We start from the raw sequence: 23,381 nt of genomic DNA, 5'->3' as shown, positions 1-23,381 counted from the left end.
TAAGAATTTTGGCTGCAGGCTCGCTTCAGGCAATTTGTTTCGGTGTCGCCAGCGTACCCGCCGAGGCGTGGCGCGTCTGCATGTTGAACGTGGCCCCGGCGATCAGCACATGGATGGTCATGCCCAGCATGCACACCGTATCGTGCTCGCCAGCCTCGGCCATCGAGGAGAACTGCAGATTACCCGCATCCAGCACGGTAACCGCACCGCTACCCTCGACCTCGACCGTGTTGTCAGGGCGAATGAATGCAGCGGTGTCCTCGTCCAGACCGATGCCGACCGCATATGGGTTGTACGCCAGTGCGGCCATCAACCGGCCGAGCCGGTCGCGCTGGCTGAAATGCTGGTCGATGATGAAACGGTTGGTCAGGCCCAGCCCCGGTGCCAGCCGCACGCTGCCGGCGGTGGGTGACAGGCCTTCCTTGCCGAACGCGATCATGTGCTCGCTGAGGATGCTGGCGCCTGCGCTGGTGCCACCGACGTGCACGCCACGCGCATTCAATGCGCGGATGCGTTGCGCCACCGGCGTGCCGCCAAGCATAGTCGACAGGCGCAACTGGTTGCCCCCGGTGAAGAAGATGCCGGTAGCCTGATCGAGCCGCTCCAACCGATTCTTCTCCACCGCGTCGCGACGCATGTCGAAATCGAGCACGCTGACCTCACCGGCGCCCAGGCCGGTGAACAATTTCTCGTAACGAGACCCCGTATCGGCAAGCTGACTCGCCGTCGGAATCACCACGATATTCGCAACGGTGCCGCCGCACAGGCGAACGAAACGCTCAAGAATGCGCGGGTCGTTCTCTTTCTCCTCCGCGCCGCCGATCGGTACGATCCAGCCGCGCTGCTCCCCTTCTATCACCCTGCTGGGACTCATCTGGCTCTCTACTTCTTTCGATGTCATACGGTTCTCTGAGTCGGTCGGATCATGCGATCCATGCTGACGCATCGAACGTCTAAATGGCGTTCTCGAACGTGCCGCAATGTTCAATGTGGCCGTCGCGCACATGCACGACGCCGCCGGCTATTACATCATGCGCGGCGCCGGTAGCGTCCAGCGCCACCAAGTCCGCATCGGCGCCGACCCGGATCTGGCCCTTGGCGGCCAACCGCAACAACCGCGCCGGATTGCTGGTGAACGCCGGCAGTGCGCGCTCCAGCGGCACGCCACGCGCCAGCACCTCGTTCAAGGTTTCCAGCAGCGCGCCGGATTCGCCCACGCCCATGCGACAGACATGGCCGTCACCGTCGAACACCGGCAGGCAGCCACCAGCATCGGAACTGACCGTGATCCGTTCGGCCGGAGCCGGACTGTCCAGGAAACGGATCAAGCCATCCGCCGCGCTCCAGGCGTCCTCGCCCTCCTCGACCGGAAATGCGGTGAGGTCGATCGTGCAGCCGTGTGCGGCCAACTCCAAGGCCTCGTCGAACAGCGCCTTGCGCCGGTTCACGTGGGTGGGATGGAACACGCGTGGCGGCAATTCGCTCTGCGCCAGCGCGCGGCGCACCAGTTCCAGCCCGCGTGGACCATCGCCCAGATGCAGGTGCAGCACGCCAGCCTTGCCGGTCATCAGTCCGGCGACGTGCGCATCGGCAGCCAGCCGCAGCAATTCATCCAGCGTCGGCTGACTGGAGCGGTGATCGCTGATCGCCACTTCGCCGATGCCGATCAACGCCTCGATCAACACCAGGTCGCCGCGCACGCTGCCTGTCAACGTGCGCGGGGGCACGTGATAGCCGCCGGTGAAGGCCAGTGCACTCAACCCTTCCTCGCGCAACGCGTACACCGTCGCCAGCAGATCGCGCGGGCCGCGCGCCACATCGTCGGTACCGAGCAGGCCGATCACCGTGGTGATGCCGGCGCGAGTGAAGCGCGACACGCCCAGCGGCGGCACGCGTGTACGGAAACCCGCCTCGCCACCGCCACCAGTCACATGCACGTGTGCATCGATCAGCCCGGGAATCAGCCGGCGCCCCTGCAGGTCGATCGTCTCCACTGCCAGCGTGGCTGGCAGCTCGGACAATGCCGCGCCCATCCACAGGATGCGACCGCCACCCAGCAGCAGATGTTGCTGCCCCAGCGGTTCGGGCGCATGGACCTGCGCATTGCGTAACAGCATGAGATTCATCGTTGCAGCGTGCCGATCACCCGCGATGGCGTCAAGGGATGCCGGATGCCACCTCGACCAATCCTTCCACGGCGGCGACAATGGGCCATGAGCTTTCGATCATCCGCGCTGCCCACCACCCCGGCGATCTCCCCATGACGTCCATGCCCCAGCACGAACCCCGGCATGTCGGCCTGCGTGTGATCGCAATCTACGAGGCGGTCAAGACGCTCGGCCTGATCCTGGTGGCGCTCGCCGCATTCCATCTGAACCGCACGCAGAACTTCGATCACCTGGTGCACTGGCTGGAACACCTCTCGCTGGTCGATACCGACGGCCTGCGCTGGAAGCTGGTCAACCTGCTGCAGGAGATGGGGCCGAGCAAGTTCGTCGCGATCGGCATCGTGGCGCTGGCCTATGCGGTGATCTTCGGCATCGAGGGCATCGGCCTGTGGCTGGGCAAGCACTGGGCGGAATGGTTCACGGTGATCGCCACCGGCTCGCTGATCCCGCTGGAACTGTACGAAACGCTGCACCGTTTCGGTTGGCTCAAGCTGGCCACCCTGGTCGGCAACGTGATCATCATCGTCTACCTGGTGCGCATCGCACTGCAGCCGCGCACGAAGAACTGAGCCGTCACACCTCGTGATGCACCGCTTCGGCCGGCATTGCGTCGGCGCGTTCGCCGCGCCGCGGCATCAGCTCGACCAGATACATCGCCGCCAGGATCAGGCCGCCGCCAGCCAGCATGCGCCAACTCAGCACATCGCTGCCCAGCGCCACCGCGAAGGCGGCGGCGAACACCGGTTCGGTGGTCATCACGATCGCCGCACGGGTGGCTGGCAGGTGCGACTGCGCCCAGGTCTGCATCAGCATCGCGCCGGCGCCAGCGATCAGCGCCATGTACAGCACCGCAAACCATGCGCTGGGGTCAGGCGGCTGCAGCGGCCCCCGCGGTACGGTGGCGAGCAGGCAGACCGCGGCGATCGCCACCATCTGCACCGCCGACATGCCGAACGCCTCGCCCTGGCGCGACCACTGGCCCAGCCCGACGATGTGCAGGCCATACAGCGCAGCCGAGGCCAGCGTCAGCCATACGCCCAGATCCACCGAGACGCCATTGAGCGACAACAACGCCAGCCCGGCGGTGGACAGCAGCACCGCCAGCCAGACGACGCCGGCCATACGCTGACGCAGCAACAGCATCGCCAGGATCGGCGTGAACACCACATACATGCCAGTGGCGAAACCGCTGATGCTGGGCGCAATCATGGACAAACCCCAGGTCTGCAGCAGCTGACCAGCACCGTAGACGACACCGAGCAGCAGGCCGCGCTGGACCTGCTTGCGGCCAAGCCGCCATACCGGCTGCGCGAACAGCGCCAGCATCACCAGCGCGGCGATGGAAAAACGCACGGCGAGAAAATCCGCCACCGACATGCGCGCGACCACGTCCTTGATCAGCACGAAGGTCGAGCCCCACACCGCGGTCATCGCCAGCAGACCGATCGTCGCCAGCGCGGTGATCCGTCGCGACGCCGTCATCGACGCAGCAACCGCCGCCACAGCTGCCCGGGAACCTGCAGCAGGAAGTGCGCCCAGATACCCAGCCACACTGCCGCAGCCACCAGCGGCTTGCGCGCCGCCGGGTCGTGCTTGCGGAACCAGCGCCACATGCCGCGGTGCTTGTGGCGGCTGACGAACACGGGCCGGTGCCGGCTGGAACTGCCCTTGCCGTGCAACACGCGGACATCGCCGGCCAGCAGCACCTGATAGCCAATGTCGCGCACGCGACGACACAGATCGAGATCCTCGCAATGCAGGAAATAGCGCTCGTCGAAACCGCCAAGACGCTGGAACATCTCCCGCGTCATCAGCATCAACGCGCCCGACACCGCTTCGGTCTCGATCACTTCGGCGGGTATCTCCTGCTCCACATTGACCGTCTCACCGGGTCGGCCGAGCAGACTGTTGAGCGAACGCTGCAGCAACGGATCGCGCCGCCATGAAGCCGGATCGGGACGACCATCGTCATCGCACACCACCGCACCGATCAGGCCGGCTTTCGGCCGGGCCGCCAGCAGCGTCAGCAGTCGATGCAGGTCCCCGTCCTGCACCAGGCAATCGGGGTTGAGCACCAGCAGGGCCTGTCCTCCGGCCTGCCTGGCGGCCAGGTTCACCGCCGGACCGAAACCTAGATTCTTGTGGTTGTAGACCACCTTGAGCCGCGCGTCGTGTGCGTAGGCGCGTTCGATCGCTGCCGGCACGCCGTCACGCGAGGCGTTGTCGATCAGGATCAGTTCCAGCGACAGACTACTGGCCAGCAGCTGGCGCACGCATGCGCGCAGTGTCGGGCCACTGTCGGCGGATACCACGATGACGCTGAGCGCCAGCGAGAATGGCGAATGATGTGAGGCAGAAATATCCACCCTGCAAGTATGCGCGGAGACACGCGGCGGGAGAACCGCTTGCCGCTAAATAATCAGGATGATCGAGCGCGAACGACGGCCCGCGCTCAGTCCTCGTCGTCCTGGCCCAGTACGGCCGGCAGCGCCAGCGGCATGTCGCCTTCACGTCGACACAACCACGGCTGTTCGTGATGCCAGCCGCACAACCGCCAGCCGCGCAGGCGATGTCTACGATGGTGCTCACGATCCCACAGCACGATGCCATGGTCGTTGGGCATGCGCGCCACGAACCAGCGTCCCACCGGACTGAACGCTGCGTGCGGACCGACGCCGTCGATCCCGCTGCCGTCGGCAAACTGGAAATTGCCGCTGCGGTATTCCACGCGATGGGCGAGCGGATCGGTCAGCCCCTCATCTGTCGACTGCCAGACCGGCAACTGCAGCTCGATGATTTCCGCGACCGGACCGATCGGCGCCAGCGCCAGCTCGGGCCATTCGGCGGATGTCGCGGCGGCCGGATCGTGACGCTGCGCCCGATCCAGCCACGCCTCCATGCCAGCCAGCAAGGTGTAGCCGGCCAGCGCACCGAGCAAGGCCGCACCCCATGCAAACGCATCGCCGCCGAATGCTCGCTGCAGCGCAAGCAATACACCCGCCAGGCCCCAGCGCAGACCACCACGCAGCAAGGGTGCATGTCCGGCCAGACGCTGCGGCCGCAACAGCAGCACCGCCATCAGCGCAAGCAGCAGCGGCAGCCCAATCCACCACGGCAACAGCGCCAGCAAGCCGGCCCAAGCCAGCGCCGGCAGCAGCAGGTTCCATGCGATCGGGCGGCGCGGGGCCATCGCTCAGCGCCGCGACGCGTGATAAACGGTCAGCCGCACCACACGCGGGCGTTGCGGAACATGCGCATCCACGGTGAGTCCTCGCCCCAGCTGTCTGGATGCCAGCTCAGCTGCACGCTGCGGAATACGCGCTCGGGGTGCGGCATCATGATCGTCACGCGGCCGTCGGCAGCGGTGAAGCCAGCCAGACCGCCGGGCGAGCCATTGGTGTTGAGCGGAAAGTTTTCGGTCGGCTTGCCGCGGTTGTCGACGAAGCGCACCGCACCGTTCGACTTCGACGGGCTGCACACCTGCGGAAAGCTGACCCGGCCTTCGCCGTGCGCCACCGCCACCGGAATCCGCGAGCCGACCATGCCCTTGAAGAACAGGCTCGGCGTATCGAGGATCTCCAGCGTGACCAGCCGCGATTCGTATTGCTCCGACGCATTGCGCAGGAACTTCGGCCAGTGCTGTGCGCCCGGAATGATCTCCTTCAGCTGCGCCATCATCTGGCAGCCGTTGCACACGCCGAGCGCGAATTTCGTCGGGTCGGCGAAGAACGCGGCGAACTGCGCGCGCAGCATCTCGTTGTACAGGATCGAGGTAGCCCAGCCGCGACCCGCGCCGAGTACGTCGCCGTAGGAGAACCCGCCGCAGGCAGCGAAACCGCGAAAGTCCGCCAGCTTGATTCGGCCACTGGCCAGATCGGACATGTGCACGTCGACCGCATCGAAGCCGGCGCGGGTGAACGCGGCCGCCATCTCGACCTGGCCGTTGACGCCCTGCTCGCGCAGGATCGCGATGCGCGGACGCGCGCCGCTGTTGATCAGCGCCGCGGCCACGTCATCGACGGGATTGAAGCTGAGTTTCGGCGTGATGCCCGGATCGGCATCGTCGAGCCGCCACGCCTGCTCCGCATCGGCACTCTGCGGGTTGTCGCGCAGGCGCTGCATCGCATGACTGGTCTCGTTCCATGCCTTGAACAGCGTGTTCCAGTTCCACTTGAACATGGTGTCGACACCGTGGAACAGCTTGATGCCGAGCTTTTCCTTCGGGCGACCGATGCGATAGCTGATGCCGGCCAGGCCATATTTCACCAGCAAGGCCTCGAACGCTTCGCGATTCGCTTCGGCCACCTGCATCACCGCGCCGAGTTCCTCGTTGAACAGTGCGCGCAACGTCGCCTCGGCCCAGCCGTCCAGCTGGATCTCCAGGCCGCAGTGGCCGGCAAAGGCCATCTCCAGCAAGGTGGTGATGACACCGCCATCGGAACGATCGTGATAGGCCAGCAGCAGGCCACCGGCATTCGCCTCCTGCACCAGTTCGAACAGCGCCTTCAGCTGCTTGGCGTCATCCAGATCCGGCGGCACGCCGCCTGAGCGGTTGAACACCTGGGTCAGCGCGGAGCCGCCGAGGCGGTCGCGTCCGGCGCCCAGATCGATCAGCCACAGTGCCGAATTGCCGCGATCGAGCTTGAGCTGCGGGGTCAGTGTGCGGCGCACGTCGGTGACGCGGGCGAAGCCGGTGATCACCAGCGATACCGGTGATACCGTGCGCTGCGGCGTATCGCCGTCCTGCCACACGGTCTGCATCGATAGCGAGTCCTTGCCGACCGGGATCGAGATGTCCAGCTGCGGGCACAGCTCCATGCCGACTGCCTTCACCGCATCGAACAGGGCAGCGTCTTCGCCCGGATGATTCACCGCCGCCATCCAGTTTGCCGAGAGGCGGATCTCGCCGAGGCTGGCGATCGGTGCGGCGGCCAGGTTGGTGATCGCCTCACCGACGGCCAGGCGCGCCGCGTCGGGACTGCTGAGCAACGCCACTGGCGCGCGCTCGGCCATCGCCATCGCCTCGCCTGCATAGCCGTTGAAATCGGCGATGGTCACCGCGCAATCGGCCACCGGCACCTGCCACGGACCGACCATCGGATCGCGATGATTCAGGCCACCGACGGTACGGTCGCCGATCGTGATCAGGAAGTTCTTGCTGCCCACGGTGGGCAGGCGCAGCACGCGCAGCAGCGCCTCATCCATGCCGATGCCAGACAGGTCCGGCAGCAGGTCGACGCGCGGCTTGATCCGCTTCGCATCGCGATGCATCCGCGGCGGCTTGCCGAACAGCACGTCCATCGGCAGGTCGATCACGGTCAGTTCGCGGCGCGGATCGGTCAACAGCAGCCGGCGCTCGACCGTGGCGTCGCCGACCACCGCGTACGGGCAGCGTTCGCGCACGCACATCGCCTCGAATTCGGCCAGGTTTTCCGGGCCGATCGCCAGCACGTAGCGCTCCTGCGACTCGTTGCTCCACACCTGCATCGGCGACAGCGACGGGTCGTCGCAGGGGATCTGCGACAGGTCGATCACGCCGCCGACGCCAGCGTCGTTGAGCAGTTCGGGGATCGCGTTGGACAGGCCGCCGGCACCGACGTCATGCACACTGACGATCGGATTGTTCTCGCCGCGCGCGCAGCAGGCGTCGATGACTTCCTGGCAGCGCCGTTCCATCTCGGCGTTGTCGCGCTGCACCGAGGCGAAGTCGAGCTCGGCACTGGATGCACCGCCGGCGACCGAAGAAGCGGCGCCGCCGCCGAGGCCGATCAGCATCGCCGGGCCGCCCAGCACGATCACCTTGTTGCCCGGCTGCACCGGGCGCTTCAGCACATCGCCGGCGCGCAGGTTGGCGAGGCCACCGGCAAGCATGATCGGCTTGTCGTAGCCACGACGCAGGCCCGCTTCACCGGTCTCGTGCTCGTAGCTGCGGAAATACCCGCCCAGACACGGCCGGCCGAATTCGTTGTTGAACGCGGCGGCGCCGAGCGGGCCGTCGCGCATGATCTCGAACGCGCTGGCCATGCGCGGCGGCAGCGGACGATTCACTTCCCACGGCTGCGGATGCCCGGGGATGCGCAGGTCGGACACCGAGAAACCGGTGAGGCCGGCCTTCGGCTTGCCGCCGCGGCCGGTGGCGCCCTCGTCGCGGATCTCACCACCGGCACCAGTGGCCGCGCCAGGCCACGGTGCGATCGCGGTGGGGTGATTGTGCGTCTCCACCTTGATCGCGAAATCGATACGCTCTTCGTGGCCGCGCCACACGCCATCGACCGGATCGGCGAAGAAACGCTTGCCGACGCTGCCCTCGATCACCGCGGCGTTGTCCGAATAGGCGGACAGCGTATGCGCCGGCGAATGCTGGTGGGTGTGCTTGATCATGCCGAACAGGCTCTTGTCCTGCTCCGCACCGTCCACCGTCCAGCTGGCGTTGAATACCTTGTGCCGGCAATGCTCGGAATTCGCCTGCGCGAACATGAAGAGCTCGGCGTCGGTGGGATCGCGACCGAGTTCGGCGTAACGCTCGACCAGGTATTCGATCTCGTCGTCGGCCAGCGCCAGGCCCAGCCGCGTATTCGCCTCGGCCAGTGCCGCCTGCGGATCGGCGCCACGTGCGACATGCACCAGGTCACCGGGCGAGCCGGCCAGGAACAGGCCTTGCGCGTCCTCGATGCGGGTCAGCACCGACTGCGTCATCGCGTCGTGCAGCACCGCCATGATCGCGGCGTGATCCGGCGCTTCGGCTGGTGGCAGGCCGGCAACCTGCCAGGCCAGCCCGCGTTCCACCCGGCGCACTTCGAAACCGGCACCATGCAGGATATCGGTGGCCTTGCTCGACCACGGCGAGATCGTGCCGAGTCGCGGCACTACCCATAGCGTGGCCGGCTCCGGCGCGGCATCCTTCGCTTCCAGCACGCTCAGCAGGCGCTGGCGCAAGGCTCCTTCCGGCGCGGTGTCGGCATCGATGAAGTAGACGAACCACGACGCCTGCACGCGCACGCCACGATGCAGGGCATCCAGACGGGCATTCAGACGTTCGAGGCGGAACGGCGAGAGGGCGCTCTGCCCGTCGAGTGCGATCATGCGGGGAACGGCTGCTAGGCGATGGAAACGCCTATTCTAGCTCATGCTGCAATACGGCATAAGCGCCATCGGCATGCCGCGCCGGAATGGCCTCAGCCGCCCTGTTGCAGCGCCTTCAACAGCTGCTCCGGCGTGACGTAGCCACCGAGCGTGCGGCCGTCGGGGCCGAAGATCGTGGGAGTGCCGCTGACGCCCAGCTTCACGCCCAGATCGAATTCATCCTTGACCGGATTGCCGCAACTGGCCTGCTTCGGTGCATGGCCTTGCTTCGCCGCGGTGAGCGCCGCCTTGGGGTCGGCCGCGCACCATACCGACACCATCTCGGTATAGGTCGGCGTGGGACGCCCGGCGGTGGTGGTTACGCCCTCGCGCGGCCACGCCAGATATTCCACTGCGATGCCTGCCTTGTTGAACGCCGCCACCTCTTCGTGCAACGCCCGGCAGAATCCGCAGGTGACGTCGGTGAACACGGTTACCGTGTACTTCGGGTTCGCCGGCGCATACACGATGCGCGCAGACGCCGGCACCTTGGCCAGCTCGTCCTTGCGGAAACGCGCCCAGGCCGCGTCACTGGCACTCTCATGCCGGCCCAGGTCGACCAGGTCGCCGTTCAGCAGATACTTGCCATCGGCGCTGATGTAGACCAGCTGGCCCGAGGCAATTACCTGGTAGAAGCCTGGCATCGGCGCCGGCTGGATCGAGTCGACCCGGACCTTCGCCGACAGGCTGTGGATCGCCTGCTGCACCATCTTCTCGGCGGCCGGCGTTACCGCTGGACCGACGCTGGCAACACTCTCGGCCGCGCTGACGCCGCATGCGAATCCAGCGACACATGCCGCCAGCAACAGTTTCTTCAACATCATCAACCTCAGGACAGTCCATTCCGCGTGCACGTTGCTGGCGGAACCGGCCCATTCTCGCACAACCGGTCCAGCGCCCTGCCGCGCATCACCCACGCGGATGATGCTGCGCATGCAGCCGTTTCAGGCCCTCCTTCGCCACCAGCGTGTAGATCTGGGTGGTGCTGAGTGAGCTATGACCGAGCAACATCTGCAGTGCACGCAGGTCGGCGCCGTGATTCAACAGGTGGGTGGCGAACGAATGCCGCAGCACATGCGGCGAGATGCGTTTCGGGTTGATCCCGACGGTCAGCGCGTAGCGTTTCACCAGGGTCCAGAACATCTGCCGAGTCATGCCTTCGCCGCGTTTGCTGAGGAACAGCGCCGCCGGTTGCCGGCCTTTGGCCAACTGCGGGCGCACGTCGGCCAGATAGGCCGCAATGCGTTCCAGCGCCAGCTCGCCGACCGGCACCAACCGGTCCTTGCCGCCCTTGCCGGTGACCCGCAGCACACCCTGGCGTGTATTCAGTGCCGTCAGCGGCAACTCGACCAGTTCGGACACGCGCAGGCCGGAGGCGTACATCAGCTCCAGCATCGCGCGATCGCGCAGACCCAGGGCGGCCGCCAGATCCGGCGCATTGAGCAAGCCTTCGATCTCGCGCTCGGCCAAGGCCTTTGGCAGGCTGCGCGGCATCTTCGGGCGCTCGATCAGCAAGGTCGGATCGGCGAAACCCGGCTCGCTGCGGGCGAGAAACGCGTAGTAGCGACGGAACGCCGACTGCCGCCGCGCGATCGAGCGCACCGCGACTGTGCGTGCACCGTGGTACGCGGAAATATCCTCGCGCCGGGCCGTGTGCAGGTTGCGATCGCGACCGGCCAGCCAGGCGGCCAGCGCTTCCAGATCACGCCGGTACGCCTCCAGCGTGCGCTCGGCCAGGCCATCCTCCGACCACACCCGTTCCAGGAAGCTGGCGATGCTCAGCCGATCGGCATCGGCGATACTGGTACGGCTTTCTTCCTTCTTCATGCGCACGATGCTGGGCATTGCGCGCGCACTACGCAAGCGACCCATCACCGATGCCGACCATCCTGCACACCACTGATCTTCCCTGCCCGCTGTGGCGTCGCCTGCTCGCGCTGGTCTACGACCTGCTGATCGTGGTGGCGATCGTGATGGTGGTCGGCCTGCTGTGCCAGCTGGCCACCGGTGGCCAGCTGATCCGTACCGGCGGCAAGGCGATCGTGCCGATCTGGTATCAGGCACTGCAAGCGCTGGTTGTGGCGGCGTACTTCGTCAGCTCGTGGCGCCGTGGTGGACAGACTGTCGGCATGCGGCCGTGGCGCATCCGGGTCACCCGCGACGATGGCGGCACCCCCTCCCTGCAACAGGCGGTGATCCGCGTGCTGGTGGCGGCGGCACCGCTGGTGCTGCTGATGCTGGAGCCGATGATTGGACTGCATATGACGCTATGGACGCTGCTGATCGTGTGGGCCGGCTGGTTTGCGGTGGGGCTGTTCGATCCACGCCGGCGCGCCCTGCATGATCTTGCCGCGCATACGGAAATCCGCTTGCTGCGCTAAGAGCCTGTTCAAAGTTTCACATTCTGCTCAGCACATACCCGATTCAATCCGGCGATGCCCAGCTCACGCCCTGCCGAAAACCGCAGCGATGCCGAACTGATCCGCGTCAACCGCGGCTTCTACGAGTCGTTGTGGGCCGAAGCCACGCTGATCGAACCGGAGCGTTTCAACACCTGGCCATTGGTGCACCAACTAGCCAGCACCGCGAGCCGCCGGCTGGAGGTGGCGCCTGGCCTGCGTCCGCGGTTACCGTTGCAAGGCACCTGCTTCGTCGACCTCAGCCACGCCGCACTGCAACGTCTGCATCAGCGTGGCGCGGATGCTGTGCACGGCATGATCGGCGCGTTGCCCTGCGCGAACGCCAGTTTCGACCTGATCTGTGCGCTCGACATCCTGGAGCACGTCGCCGACGACGATAGCGCGCTGGCCGAGCTGGCGCGGGTGGCGATGCCGGGCGCCACTGTATTGCTGTCAGTGCCCCTGCATCCGGAAGCCTGGACTGCGTTCGATGATTTCGTCGGCCATTGCCGGCGCTACGAGCCGGCGCAGATCGTCGCCCGGCTGGCGCAACACGGCTTCACCATCGAACACAGCGCGGTCTATGGCATGCAACCGAAATCCTCGCGCCTGCTCGATCTCGGCCAGTGGTACCTCACCCACCGGCGCGAGCGCGCGATGTGGTGGTACAACCGGGTGTTCATGCCGCTCGGCCTGCGCTTCCAGAAGGCGCTGCAGTGGCGCGCCGGGCTGGGGGATACGCAAGGGGTCGACGAGTTGCTGCTGCATTGCCGTTACCGCCAAGTCACTGATTGAGCTGGCACAAGGGATTGCGGCGGCGCAACACGGCGAGGGGAAACGGCGCTAAGATGGAAGCGTTTTCGTCTCCGGCCAACCCCTCACGATGCTTTACCAAATCCACGAATGGCAGCGCGCCTTCCTCGGCCCGCTGAGTTACTTCGCGCAGGCCAACGCGAGCATGCTCAACGACAACAGCAGCCCATTCGCGCAATTGCCGGGTTCCCAGCGCATGGCCGCCGGCTACGAACTGATCCACCGGCTCGGCAAGGACTACGAGAAACCGGAATTCGACCTGCATACCGCCGCCGCGCACGATCACGAGATCGCGGTGATCGAACGTGTCGCGCTGGCCAAGCCGTTCTGCCAGCTGAAGCGCTTCAAGCGCTTCAGTGACGATCAGGGCACGATCGAGAAGATGAAGACCGATCCGGTGGTGCTGGTGGTAGCACCGTTGTCGGGTCATCACGCCACGCTGCTGCGCGACACCGTGCGCACGCTATTGCGTGACCACAAGGTCTACATCACCGACTGGGTCGACGCGCGCATGGTGCCGACCGCCGAGGGCAGCTTCGGCCTGGACGACTACATCGCCTATGTCGAGGAATTCATCCGGCACATTGGCGCCAGTTCGCTGCATGTGATCTCGGTGTGCCAGCCGACCGTACCGGTGCTGGCGGCGGTGTCGCTGATGGCCGCACGCGGCGAGCCCACCCCGCGCAGCCTGACCATGATGGGCGGCCCGATCGACCCGCGACGCAGTCCCACCAGCGTCGACAACCTGGCGACCCACCAGCCGCTGTCGTGGTTCAAGGGCAACGTGATCCATACCGTGCCGCCGAACTATCCCGGTCGCGGTCGCGAGGTCTACCCCGGTTTTCTGCAGCACGCCGGGTTCATCGCGATGAATCCCAACCGGCACCTCAACTCGCACTGGGATTTCTACCAGGACCTGGTGCGCGGCGATCTCGACGATGCCGAGTCGCACCGCAAGTTCTACGACGAGTACAACGCCGTGCTGGATATGCCGGCCGAGTTCTATCTCGACACGATCGAGAAGGTATTCCAGCAGTTCCTGCTGCCACGCGGGCTGTGGGACGTGGCCGGCGAGCGGGTGAATCCGGCCGCGATCAAGCGCAGCGCGCTGCTCACCGTCGAGGGCGAGCTGGACGACATCTCGGGCCTCGGCCAGACCCAGGCTGCGCATGACCTGTGCAGCGGCATCCCGGCCACGCGGCGTGCGCACCAGGTCGTCGAGGGCGCCGGCCACTACGGCATCTTCAGTGGCCGTCGCTGGCGCGAGACGGTCTACCCGCAGGTGCGCGACTTCATCCGCAAGTTCGATCGCCCGGCGCGCTGACCCCGCAAATCCGCCATGATTCCCCGTGCCTTGCACGGGAAGTATGCATAGCCATGCCTGACTACCAAGCCATCCTGGACGAAATCCGCGACGAGGTGCGGCCGCTGCTATCGCAGGGCCATGTGGCGGACTACATACCGCGCCTGGCCAGCGTGCCGCGCGAGAAATTCGGCATGGCGGTGGTCACGCTCGATGGCGGCCTCTACCAGACCGGCGATGCCTTCGAGTCGTTTTCGATACAAAGCATCTCCAAGGTATACACGCTGACCCTGGCGCTGCAGTCGATTGGCGACAGCTTGTGGCAACGGGTGGGTCGCGAACCCTCCGGCAACGCGTTCAACTCGCTGGTGCAGCTGGAGCTGGAAAACGGAATCCCGCGCAATCCTTTCATCAATGCGGGCGCGCTCGTCGTTGCCGATGTGGTACTCGCCACGCGGAAAGATCCCCGCGCGCAGTTGCTGGCCACGATCCGCGGCTGCAGCGGCAACCCCGGCATACGCGACGATACGGAAGTCGCGCTGTCGGAGAAGGCCAACGGTTTCCGCAATGCCGCGCTGGCCAATTTCATCCGCAGCTTCGGCAACCTCGAGCATGCGATCGACGACGTCCTCGATTTCTACTTCTACCAGTGTTCGCTGGCGATGAGCTGCGTGGACCTGGCGCGCGGATTCCTTTTCCTGGCCAATCAGGGACGTTGCCCGTGGAGTGGCGAGAACATACTTTCGTCGGATCAAGCCAAGCGCATCAATGCACTGATGCTCACCTGCGGCACCTATGACGCGGCCGGCGATTTCGCCTATCACGTAGGCATCCCCGGCAAGAGCGGCGTCGGTGGCGGCATCGTCGGGGTCATCCCGAACCAGCTGGCGGTGGCGGCGTGGTCGCCGGCGCTCAACGCCAAGGGCAATTCACTGGCCGGCAGCGCCGCGTTGGAGCGCTTCACGGCCAAGACCGGGCTGTCGATCTTCTAGTTGCAGTTGGCGATTGCCTGAATCCACATGGCCGAACACACGGCCACGCTGACTGACCAGCAGCGAACGCCTTTGGCTCCAGGGCGACTTCCACACCAGCCACCCGCAGGCGATGCCCGAGGTTCTCGGTCTCGACAGCATCGAAGCTCATGCAGTCGGGGATGACAGGGGGCTGTCATCCATAACCATAACGAAGCCCTTATGCAGCGTGGATATTCACTCCAACATAGTCTGCAGACAGCACTATTTGCGCCATCGGGCAACCCCAATCATTCCCTAAGGATTCCCGCATGCATCCGCGTGATCGCCGTCGCATGCTGGCGGCGCCGACGCGCTGCTGGTCGGCACCGCCAGCATGAGGATGCCAGCATGAAATTTGCATGTATCGCCTTGTTGATTCTCGCCGTCGCCCTTGCCAGCCAACTGCCGATATCCGGGGTGCAGGCGCAATCCACTCTGATCATTGATTGCACTGCGCACCAGCTACCCAGCCAGCAATTAGTGGCGAATGCGCTTGGCCTGCACAATTTTGATCAAACCTACGCCGCACGCGAGCACGTGGTGGAAACCGCCGAACGCGAGTGCCTGCGTGGCGCAAGCCGCGTGATGTTCAGCGGGAACGACGAAGCGCTACAAACCGCGCGCACGTTACGCGATCAAGGCGCTTTGGCCACGACCAACAGACCGCACTGAAATGCCCGCAAAGCAGTATTTTTCGGCACTCCAGGCCCCTTCTCCGCTGAACAGATGAAGGAAGACCTTTGCGGCGTCATCCAAACGCTGCGGGAGTGACGTCCGCATTGCAGCAAGCCTACGAGACGCGGGCGACAATCATGAATTGCGGTGACTCGAGGCCATGATCACCGACCGCTTGGTGTTGCGGTGGGCCAGCCTGGTTGCGCTGCGCCTTGGATGGGCCGCGAGGTTGCGGCGAGGACAAGTGACGCCGCGATGCCGAGTGCAGATGTTGCGCGCGACAGGGTCGCGCTTGCCACGGCGATGGTGGTGCTGCGGCACCGGCACCGCTTCAGCCTCGGCGCTTCCGATCGGGGACAGCGCGGCCAGGACCCGGTGCGCCATGCTGCTATGAGTACTCCCAGCCTCAGCCACCAGGATCGCCGGGGTCTGGCGATGATCGAAACCATCATCGAGCAATCGAGCCATCAGATTGTCGCGAACTGCTGCGGTACGGCCGCCCATCACCACAGCAAAAAGACGCTGGCCATCCCTGACTGCGGTCGATGCCAGATTGAAGCCGGACGCATCGGTGAAGCCGGTTTTCAGCCCATCCATGCCCGGATAGCGATCCATCAGATGATTGTGACCGCGCACAAGCCGCCCGCGGAATACGAATTCCTTGGTCGCAAAATAAGGCGTGTCCTGCGGAAAGTCGTGATACAGCGCGATGGCCAGTTTCGCCATGTCGCGTGTCGTCGTCGCGTCATCCGGGTCAGGCAAGCCGGAGGCATTGCCGAAACGGGTATCCGTCATGCCGATGCGCAGGGCTTGCGCATTCATCATTTCGACGAAGTGGTCCTCGGAGCCACCGAGTCCTTCAGCCATCACGGTCGCCGCATCATTGGCCGATTTCGTGATCATGCCGAGGATGCAATCGCGCACCGAGATCGTCTGCCCTGCGCGTAGTCCAAGCTTGGTCGGCGCCTTCGCCGCCGCCCAGGCCGACACCGGCAACAGCTGATCGATCTGCAGCTTGCCATTCTGCAGCGCCTGGAAGGTAAGGTAGAGCGTCATCATCTTGGTCAGCGAAGCCGGATGATTCTGCTCGTCGGCGTTGACCGCACTGAGAACCTGGCCAGTCGCCGGATTGACCACGATGGCGGCGTAGCCGGCATGGGCCACACCCATGAAGCTGCTGAGGCCAGCCAGTAGCGCTGCTGCAAACATGCCGCGCAGCCGGCGCAGCGACCGCCCTGGCTTTATGAACTTGATAGCCAACCTTGTCACCCCGTTCCTGAACTGCAACATCGCCACACGTGGGCGCGAACATAATGCATAGTCGCCGGAATATCCATAGGTAATGCACGAACTTCCCTTATCAACCATATGTTTTTAAATAGGTTGTTAGATTTGTGTGTTTCACTCGATATCAGGCATGAGTTTATTTGCTGCGATGGCTAGCCCAGGTTCGCGTGGACATTCCGACATTTTCGCGCCCCACTCCGAGCACCTGTCGTCAGTTGAGAGGGCTTTCAACAAGCCAGCCGCTACAATGGGCGGATGTCTCTTATCCAACTGCAACGCGTCGACTTCAGTATCGGCGGCCCTCTCCTGCTCGAACACGTTGATCTGTCGATCGAAACGAACGAGCGTGTATGCATCGTCGGCCGCAACGGCGAAGGCAAATCCACCCTGATGAAGCTGATCGACGGCGAGCTGCGTGCCGACGACGGCGAAGTACGCATACAGAACGGCGTGGTGATCGCGCGGATGGCGCAGGAGGTGCCACAGGACACGGCCGGTAACGTATTCGACGTGGTCTCCGAAGGTCTCGGCGATCTCGGCCACCTGCTGGCTCGTTATCACCATCTGCTGCATGAGTTGCATACCCAGGCCGATTTCGACGCGCTAGGCGAAGTGCAGACGCAGATCGAGGCACAGCATGGCTGGGACCTGGATCGCCGCGTCACCGAAGTGCTGACCAAGCTGGAGCTGCCCGCGGAAACCGACTTCGCCGCCCTGTCCGGCGGCATGAAACGCCGCGTACTGCTGGCACAGGCGCTGGTGCGCAAGCCGGACGTGCTGCTGCTGGACGAGCCGACCAACCACTTGGACATCGAGGCGATCGGCTGGCTGGAGAACTTCCTCAAGCAGTTCGCCGGCAGCATCATCTTCGTCACCCATGACCGCAGCTTCCTGCGCGCGCTGGCTACCCGCATCGTCGAGATCGACCGCGGCTCATTGACCGACTGGCCGGGCGACTACGACAACTATCTGCGTCGGCGCGAGGAACGGCTGCACGCCGAGTCGCAGGCGAACGCGTTGTTCGACAAGAAGCTGGCGCAGGAAGAAGTGTGGATCCGTCAGGGCATCAAGGCCCGGCGCACCCGCAACGAAGGTCGCGTGCGCGCACTGAAGGCGCTGCGCAACGAACGCGCCGAGCGGCGCAATCTCGGCGGCAACGCGAAGATGACGCTGGCTACCGCGCAGGCATCGGGCAAGAAGGTGATCGACCTCAAGCACGTGCACCAGGCCTACGGCGGCCGCGTGCTGATCGACGACCTTTCCACCACCATCATGCGCGGCGACCGCATCGGCATCATCGGCCCGAACGGTGCCGGCAAGAGCACCCTGCTCAAGATCATGCTGGGCGAACTGCAGCCGCAGCGCGGCGTAGCGGAAATGGGCACCAGCATCCAGGTTGCTTATTTCGACCAGCATCGCCTGCAGCTCAACAACGAACTCAACGCGTTGGACAACGTGGCCGAAGGCCGCGAGTTCATCGAGCTCAACGGCCAGCGCAAGCACATCGTGGGTTATCTGCAGGATTTCCTGTTCTCGCCCGAACGCGCCCGTGCACCGATCACTCGCCTCTCCGGCGGCGAGCGCAACCGGCTGCTGCTGGCCAAGCTGTTCGCGCAGCCATCCAACCTGCTGGTGATGGATGAGCCGACCAACGACCTCGACGTCGAAACCCTCGAACTTCTGGAAGAACTGCTGACCGACTACCAGGGCACCCTGCTACTGGTCTCGCACGATCGCGCCTTCCTCGACAACGTGGTGTCCAGCACCCTGGTGCTGGAAGGCAACGGCCAGATCGGCGAATACATCGGCGGCTACACCGACTGGCTGCGCCAGCGACCGAATGCCGCCACAGCGGTTGCGGCCGCGACAGCCAAGCCGGGCCTCACCCGCAACGAGCCAGCACCGGCAACGGCGACACCCAAGCGCAAGCTGAGCTTCAAGGACCAGCGTGAGCTCGAACAGCTGCCCGTACGTATCGAACAACTCGAGACTGCGATCGCCGCACATGGCGAGGCGATGACCGCACCGGAGTTCTTCAAGCAGGACAGCGCAACGATCACCAGGGCGAACGAAGCGGTGGCGAAATTGCAGGCGGAACTGGAAGTCGCCTACGCACGCTGGACCGAACTGGATATTTGAATAGTCGGCAGCGCATGCTGCTCAACCGGTATTCTGCAAACCCTGTGATACGCCGTTGACGCAGGCGACCAGTGCCTGCAGCAGCGGCTCGTCCATGCCACCGCCTTCGCGCCAGCGCCGCAACAGATCGACCTGCAGCAGGCTCATCGGGTCGACGTAGGGGTTGCGCAGGCGGATCGAGGCGGCGAGGCGAGGCTCGCCCTGCAGCAAGGCGTCAATGCCCTTGAGCCGCAGCAGCCCACGCCGGGTGCGTTCAAACTCTGCGCGGATCAGGCCGAAGAACTCTTCGTGCAGCGGACCGGACAGTTTCGAGAACGCCTCGGCGATATCCAGATCGCACTTGGCCAGCACCATCTCCACATCGTCCAGCAGGTTGCTGAAGAACGGCCAGTCGCGCGCCATCTCGGCCAGCTCCGCGTCGCCGAATTCGGCAACACCCTGCTCCAGTGCCGTGCCTAGTCCGTACCACCCGGTGATGATCGAGCGACATTGGGTCCACGCAAATACCCACGGGATCGCGCGCAGATCCTGCACGCCGCGCATGCTGCGCCGGCTGGCCGGGCGCGAGCCCAGCGTCATCCGCTCGATCACGTCGATCGGTGTGGCTTGCCGGAAATAATCGACGAAGTGTTCGCGCTCGACGAAGGTACGATAGGTCTGCCGGCTGCTCGTCGACAGCGCGTTCATCTGCTCGCGCCAGCGCTCCTCGCGCGGCTCGGTCTCGCGTGGGCGCAAGCTGGCGCGCAGCACAGCACCGACGGTCTGCTCCAGGTTGCGCAGCGCCATCGCGCGGATGCCGTACTTACGATGGATCACTTCGCCCTGCTCGGTCACCCGCAATACGCCAGCTACCGCGCCGCGCGGGGACGACATCAGCGCCGGCGTGATGCGCGCGCCGCCACGACTGGCCGAGCCGCCGCGACCATGAAAGAACGCCAGCTTGATGCCGGCGGCATTCGCCACTTCCAGCAACTCTACCTGGGCGCGCTGCAGGCCCCAGCGCGAAGCCAGTGTGCCACCATCCTTGCCGCTGTCGGAGTAACCGAGCATCACCCATTGTTGATCGTTGCGCGCAGCCAGATGCCGGCGATATACCGGATCATCAAGCAACGCGCGCAACGTGGCCGGCGCGTTCTTCAAATCGTCGACGGTCTCGAACAAGGGCGCGATGTTCAGCGGAACGGCGTCGTTCTCGACCAGGCCGCCGTAACGCGCCAATGCCAGTACCGCCAACACGTCGGCGGCCGAACGCGCCATGCTGATGATGTACAGGCCGACAGCCTCTCGGCCGTAACGGCGACGGGCATCGCCCAGGGTGGCGAACACGTCGTAGAGCGAGGTGACTACGTCGGCGTGACTGATCGCGAAGCGCTCCTTGCCACTGGCATAGCCGCGCATCTGCTGCGTGCGTTCGTCGGGCGCAAGCTGCGGCCATGCCGCGTTGTCCAGCAACGCGGCCAGCGCATCGTCATGCACACGCGAATCCTGCCGTACGTCCAGCCGCGCCAGGTGCAGGCCGAACGTGCGCACGCGACGGATCAACCGCTGCACGGCATAGGCACCAGCATGCAGGCCGTGATGGTCGACCAGGCTGGTGACGATCAGCTGCAGATCGTCAAGCAGTTCGGCCACGGACGTATAGCCTTCCGGATGGCTGTCGTCATGAGTGGCTTCGAGGCGTGCACCGATCACCGTCAATAGGGAGCGATACGGCATGTCGGCATGCCGTGGCCGTATCGTTTTGGTTGCAGAAGGGAAGCGCGCACGATAGTCATCCAGCCGCTGCTGCAGCCGTGCGTCGACGGCCACGCGGCTCTCGGTCTGGCTGAGCAGGCGCGCCAGCCCCGCCACATCGGCCACGTAATGCTCGATCACATGCGTACGCTGGGTCGCCAGGCTGGCAGCGATGGTGTCGGCGCCGACGTTCGGATTGCCGTCCATGTCGCCACCGACCCAGGTGGCGAAGCCGAGCAGTTGTGGCAATTTCGCCGCCACGCCGTAGACCGTCTGCAGTGCCTCAGCCAGCGATTCGTAGAGCGCCGGCACGATGCGGTAGATCGGGTTAGCCAGATAAAAGCCGACGTGATGGTGTTCGTCCTGCACGCTTGGCCGCACCGGCGAGGCCTCGGCGGTCTGCCAACCGGAGGACAGCGCCATGTAGATGCGGTCGTCGTCCTCTTTGCGCTCCTGCGGCGTGCGATCCTGATCGAAGCCGTCGATCAGCGAGCGCACTATCGCCTGCTCCTTTTCCAGCAGCGAGCGGCGCACCGCCTCGGTCGGATGCGCGGTGAACACCGGCTCGATCCACAACCGATCCAGCCAGCCGATCAGCTCGTCCGCGCTGACGCCCTGCGCCTTCAGCCGGCCCAGTACGTCGAGCAGCGATTCCGGCTGCGGCGCACTGCCCTCGCGCTGGTAATCGCGACGACGCCGGATGCGGTGCACCCGCTCGGCGGTATTCACCGCCTGGAAATAGGTGGCGAACGCGCGCGCCAGCGCTTCGGCATCTTCGGCGCCCAGCCCGGCCAGCGAAGCGGCCAACTCGTCCATCGAGGCACCTTCATGGCGCCTGCGGATCGCGGCGATACGCACCTGTTCGACCCGCTCGAAGAAAGCCGCGCCCCCCTGCTCGGCCAGCATGCGTCCGACCATCGCACCCAGCCGGCTGACATCCTCGCGCAGCGGGCCGTCGTGCGGCAGAAACTCGGGTTCGCGGCTTGCTTCCACGCGGTGACTCCAGTGCCTGGTGAACGGCCAGCCTACCTAATCCGGGCAAAGGAGGCATCAAACAGCGTCTCCAGCTACAATAGCGGGCTTGTACTGCCCGCCGAGGGGCGCTGCGACCGTTCTCGTGAATGTGGATCCAATCCGCAACAGCCTGCACATCCGTGTGCGGACTCTTCACATAGACGGCCAGGCTCGGTGCGGCACGTTCCACAACGGCGCCCGGTTGTTTTTACGCGAAGCAATTCGCAATAAACCGGAGATACCCATGAACGCCGCTATCAAAGAAACCAGCCACGACTACAAGATCCGCGACCTGTCGCTTGCCGACTGGGGCCGCAAGGAGCTGGACATCGCCGAGCACGAGATGCCGGGCCTGATGTCGATCCGCAAGAAGCACGCCGCCACCCTGCCGCTGAAGGGCGTGCGCGTGACCGGTTCGCTGCACATGACGATCCAGACCGCCGTGCTGATCGAGACGCTGAAGGACATCGGCGCCGACGTGCGCTGGGCCTCGTGCAACATCTTCTCGACCCAGGACCACGCCGCCGCCGCGATCGCCGCGACCGGCACGCCGGTGTTCGCCTGGAAGGGCGAGACGCTGGAGGAATACTGGGACTGTACGATGGATGCGCTGTCCTTCCCCGACGGCAAGGGCGGCTTCCTCGGCCCGCAGCTGGTGGTCGACGACGGCGGCGACGTCACGTTGCTGATCCACAAGGGCTACGAACTGGAAAATGGTTCGAAGTGGGTCGACGAGAAGGCATCCTCGCATGAAGAACAGGTGATCAAGAACCTGCTCAAGCGCGTGCACGCTGAGCGACCGGGTTACTGGCACACCGTGGTCAAGGACTGGAAGGGTGTCTCCGAGGAGACCACCACCGGCGTGCACCGCCTGTACCAGCTGGCCGAGGCGAAGTCGCTGCTGATCCCGGCGATCAACGTCAACGACTCGGTCACCAAGAGCAAGTTCGACAACCTGTACGGCTGCCGCGAGTCGCTGGCCGATGGCCTGAAGCGCGCGATGGACGTGATGCTGGCCGGCAAGGTGTCGGTGGTCTGTGGTTACGGCGACGTCGGCAAGGGTTGCGCGGCCTCGCTGCGCGCCTACGGTTCGCGCGTGGTGGTGACCGAGATCGATCCGATCAACGCGCTGCAGGCGTCGATGGAAGGCTTCGAGGTCAACACCGTCGAGAGCACGCTCGGCCGCGCTGACATCTACGTCACCACCACCGGCAACAAGGACGTGCTGACGCTGGATCACCTGAAGTCGATGAAGGACCAGGCGATCGTCTGCAACATCGGCCACTTCGACAACGAGATCCAGGTCGACGCGCTGAACGCGATGGCCGGCGTCACCAAGATCAACATCAAGCCGCAGGTGGACAAGTATGTGTTCGCCGACGGCCGTGCGATCTTCCTGCTCGCCGAAGGTCGTCTGGTGAACCTCGGCTGCGCCACCGGCCATCCGAGCTTCGTGATGTCCAACTCGTTTGCCAACCAGACCCTGGCGCAGATCGAGCTGTGGGCGAACAAGGACAGCTACGAAAACAAGGTCTACATCCTGCCGAAGAAGCTCGACGAGGAAGTCGCACGCCTGCATCTGGAGAAGATCGGCGTGAAGCTGACCACGCTCACCAAGGAGCAGGCCGGTTACCTCGGCGTGCCGGTGGAAGGCCCGTACAAGCCGGATCATTACCGCTACTGATCGCTTCCGCTGCTCGCGGATACGGCAAGA

18 protein-coding genes and 1 riboswitch are annotated in these 23,381 nt (G+C 64.9%); of the genes, 8 read left to right on the top strand and 10 right to left on the bottom strand.

All coding sequences use genetic code 11. From position 1 onward, the window contains the following. Window positions 1-25: 25 nt before the first annotated feature. Both B0E48_RS03140 and iadA read right to left on the bottom strand, forming a co-directional pair. Window positions 26-874 (bottom strand): cyanophycinase, encoded by an 849-nt coding sequence (locus B0E48_RS03140; RefSeq protein WP_077515956.1) that lies wholly within the window; start codon window positions 872-874, stop codon window positions 26-28. 79 nt (window positions 875-953) lie between these two features. Next, complete coding sequence (gene iadA, locus B0E48_RS03135) at window positions 954-2,117, bottom strand: beta-aspartyl-peptidase (RefSeq protein ID WP_217317791.1); 1,164 nt, start codon at window positions 2,115-2,117, stop codon at window positions 954-956. Between the two features lie 143 nt (window positions 2,118-2,260). Between iadA and B0E48_RS03130 the strand changes: the two genes are divergently transcribed. Continuing rightward, on the top strand, window positions 2,261-2,737 hold the full coding sequence (locus B0E48_RS03130) for a DUF2127 domain-containing protein (protein WP_077516918.1): 477 nt from the start codon (window positions 2,261-2,263) through the stop codon (window positions 2,735-2,737). 4 nt (window positions 2,738-2,741) lie between these two features. Here B0E48_RS03130 and B0E48_RS03125 read toward each other — a convergent pair whose 3' ends face one another. The 6 genes from B0E48_RS03125 to xerD all read right to left on the bottom strand — a co-directional run bounded on the left by B0E48_RS03125 (window position 2,742) and on the right by xerD (window position 11,117). Next, window positions 2,742-3,650, bottom strand: a complete 909-nt coding sequence (locus B0E48_RS03125) for a DMT family transporter (protein ID WP_077515954.1) — start codon at window positions 3,648-3,650, stop codon at window positions 2,742-2,744. After that, entirely contained in the window at window positions 3,647-4,528 is an 882-nt protein-coding gene (locus B0E48_RS03120; RefSeq protein WP_077516917.1) for a glycosyltransferase family 2 protein, read from the bottom strand. The genes B0E48_RS03125 and B0E48_RS03120 overlap by 4 nt, the downstream gene beginning before the upstream one ends. 92 nt (window positions 4,529-4,620) lie before the next feature. Further along, window positions 4,621-5,358 carry a hypothetical protein gene (locus B0E48_RS03115; RefSeq protein ID WP_077515953.1) on the bottom strand — a complete coding sequence of 246 codons (738 nt, stop codon included), beginning with the start codon at window positions 5,356-5,358 and terminating at the stop codon, window positions 4,621-4,623. A gap of 29 nt (window positions 5,359-5,387) precedes the next feature. Then, complete coding sequence (gene purL, locus B0E48_RS03110) at window positions 5,388-9,251, bottom strand: phosphoribosylformylglycinamidine synthase (protein ID WP_077515952.1); 3,864 nt, start codon at window positions 9,249-9,251, stop codon at window positions 5,388-5,390. 92 nt (window positions 9,252-9,343) lie between these two features. Then, a complete protein-coding gene (locus B0E48_RS03105; RefSeq protein WP_343124586.1) occupies window positions 9,344-10,225 on the bottom strand; it encodes a DsbC family protein in 882 nt (293 codons plus the stop codon). After that, entirely contained in the window at window positions 10,200-11,117 is a 918-nt protein-coding gene (gene xerD / locus B0E48_RS03100; RefSeq protein WP_077516913.1) for a site-specific tyrosine recombinase XerD, read from the bottom strand. Before xerD ends, B0E48_RS03105 begins: the two co-directional genes overlap by 26 nt. Before the next feature lie 50 nt (window positions 11,118-11,167). Here xerD and B0E48_RS03095 point away from each other — a divergent pair, with 50 nt between their 5' ends. The 5 genes from B0E48_RS03095 to B0E48_RS03075 all read left to right on the top strand — a co-directional run bounded on the left by B0E48_RS03095 (window position 11,168) and on the right by B0E48_RS03075 (window position 15,490). Then, complete coding sequence (locus tag B0E48_RS03095; protein WP_077515951.1) at window positions 11,168-11,671, top strand: RDD family protein; 504 nt, start codon at window positions 11,168-11,170, stop codon at window positions 11,669-11,671. A 54-nt stretch (window positions 11,672-11,725) separates the two neighbouring features. Next, window positions 11,726-12,484: a methyltransferase domain-containing protein gene (locus B0E48_RS03090; protein WP_077515950.1), complete on the top strand. Its 759-nt coding sequence runs from the start codon at window positions 11,726-11,728 to the stop codon at window positions 12,482-12,484. Window positions 12,485-12,572: 88 nt separating this feature from the next. Further along, a complete protein-coding gene (phaZ, locus tag B0E48_RS03085) occupies window positions 12,573-13,826 on the top strand; it encodes a polyhydroxyalkanoate depolymerase (protein WP_077515949.1) in 1,254 nt (417 codons plus the stop codon). A gap of 53 nt (window positions 13,827-13,879) precedes the next feature. Beyond that, on the top strand, window positions 13,880-14,797 hold the full coding sequence (locus B0E48_RS03080) for a glutaminase (RefSeq protein WP_077515948.1): 918 nt from the start codon (window positions 13,880-13,882) through the stop codon (window positions 14,795-14,797). A 300-nt stretch (window positions 14,798-15,097) separates the two neighbouring features. Further along, window positions 15,098-15,490: a hypothetical protein gene (locus B0E48_RS03075; RefSeq protein ID WP_077515947.1), complete on the top strand. Its 393-nt coding sequence runs from the start codon at window positions 15,098-15,100 to the stop codon at window positions 15,488-15,490. Between the two features lie 138 nt (window positions 15,491-15,628). Here the strand turns inward: B0E48_RS03075 and B0E48_RS03070 are convergent, their stop codons facing one another. Further along, window positions 15,629-16,702, bottom strand: coding sequence for a D-alanyl-D-alanine carboxypeptidase family protein (locus B0E48_RS03070; RefSeq protein ID WP_139350134.1), 1,074 nt, complete (start codon window positions 16,700-16,702; stop codon window positions 15,629-15,631). Window positions 16,703-17,035: 333 nt separating this feature from the next. Between B0E48_RS03070 and B0E48_RS03065 the strand changes: the two genes are divergently transcribed. Then, complete coding sequence (locus B0E48_RS03065; RefSeq protein ID WP_077515945.1) at window positions 17,036-18,919, top strand: ATP-binding cassette domain-containing protein; 1,884 nt, start codon at window positions 17,036-17,038, stop codon at window positions 18,917-18,919. Window positions 18,920-18,940: 21 nt separating this feature from the next. Here B0E48_RS03065 and ppc read toward each other — a convergent pair whose 3' ends face one another. Then, entirely contained in the window at window positions 18,941-21,646 is a 2,706-nt protein-coding gene (gene ppc / locus B0E48_RS03060) for a phosphoenolpyruvate carboxylase (RefSeq protein WP_077515944.1), read from the bottom strand. Between the two features lie 96 nt (window positions 21,647-21,742). Next, window positions 21,743-21,874, top strand: a riboswitch (S-adenosyl-L-homocysteine riboswitch). A 37-nt stretch (window positions 21,875-21,911) separates the two neighbouring features. Between ppc and ahcY the strand changes: the two genes are divergently transcribed. Beyond that, entirely contained in the window at window positions 21,912-23,351 is a 1,440-nt protein-coding gene (gene ahcY / locus B0E48_RS03055; protein WP_077515943.1) for an adenosylhomocysteinase, read from the top strand. Window positions 23,352-23,381 lie beyond the last annotated feature (30 nt).

Source organism: Rhodanobacter sp. C03, from assembly GCF_002001175.1.
Lineage (GTDB): Bacteria > Pseudomonadota > Gammaproteobacteria > Xanthomonadales > Rhodanobacteraceae > Rhodanobacter.
Note: the sequence above shows the minus strand (reverse complement) of the source record. Positions and strands in the feature narration are given on the sequence as shown.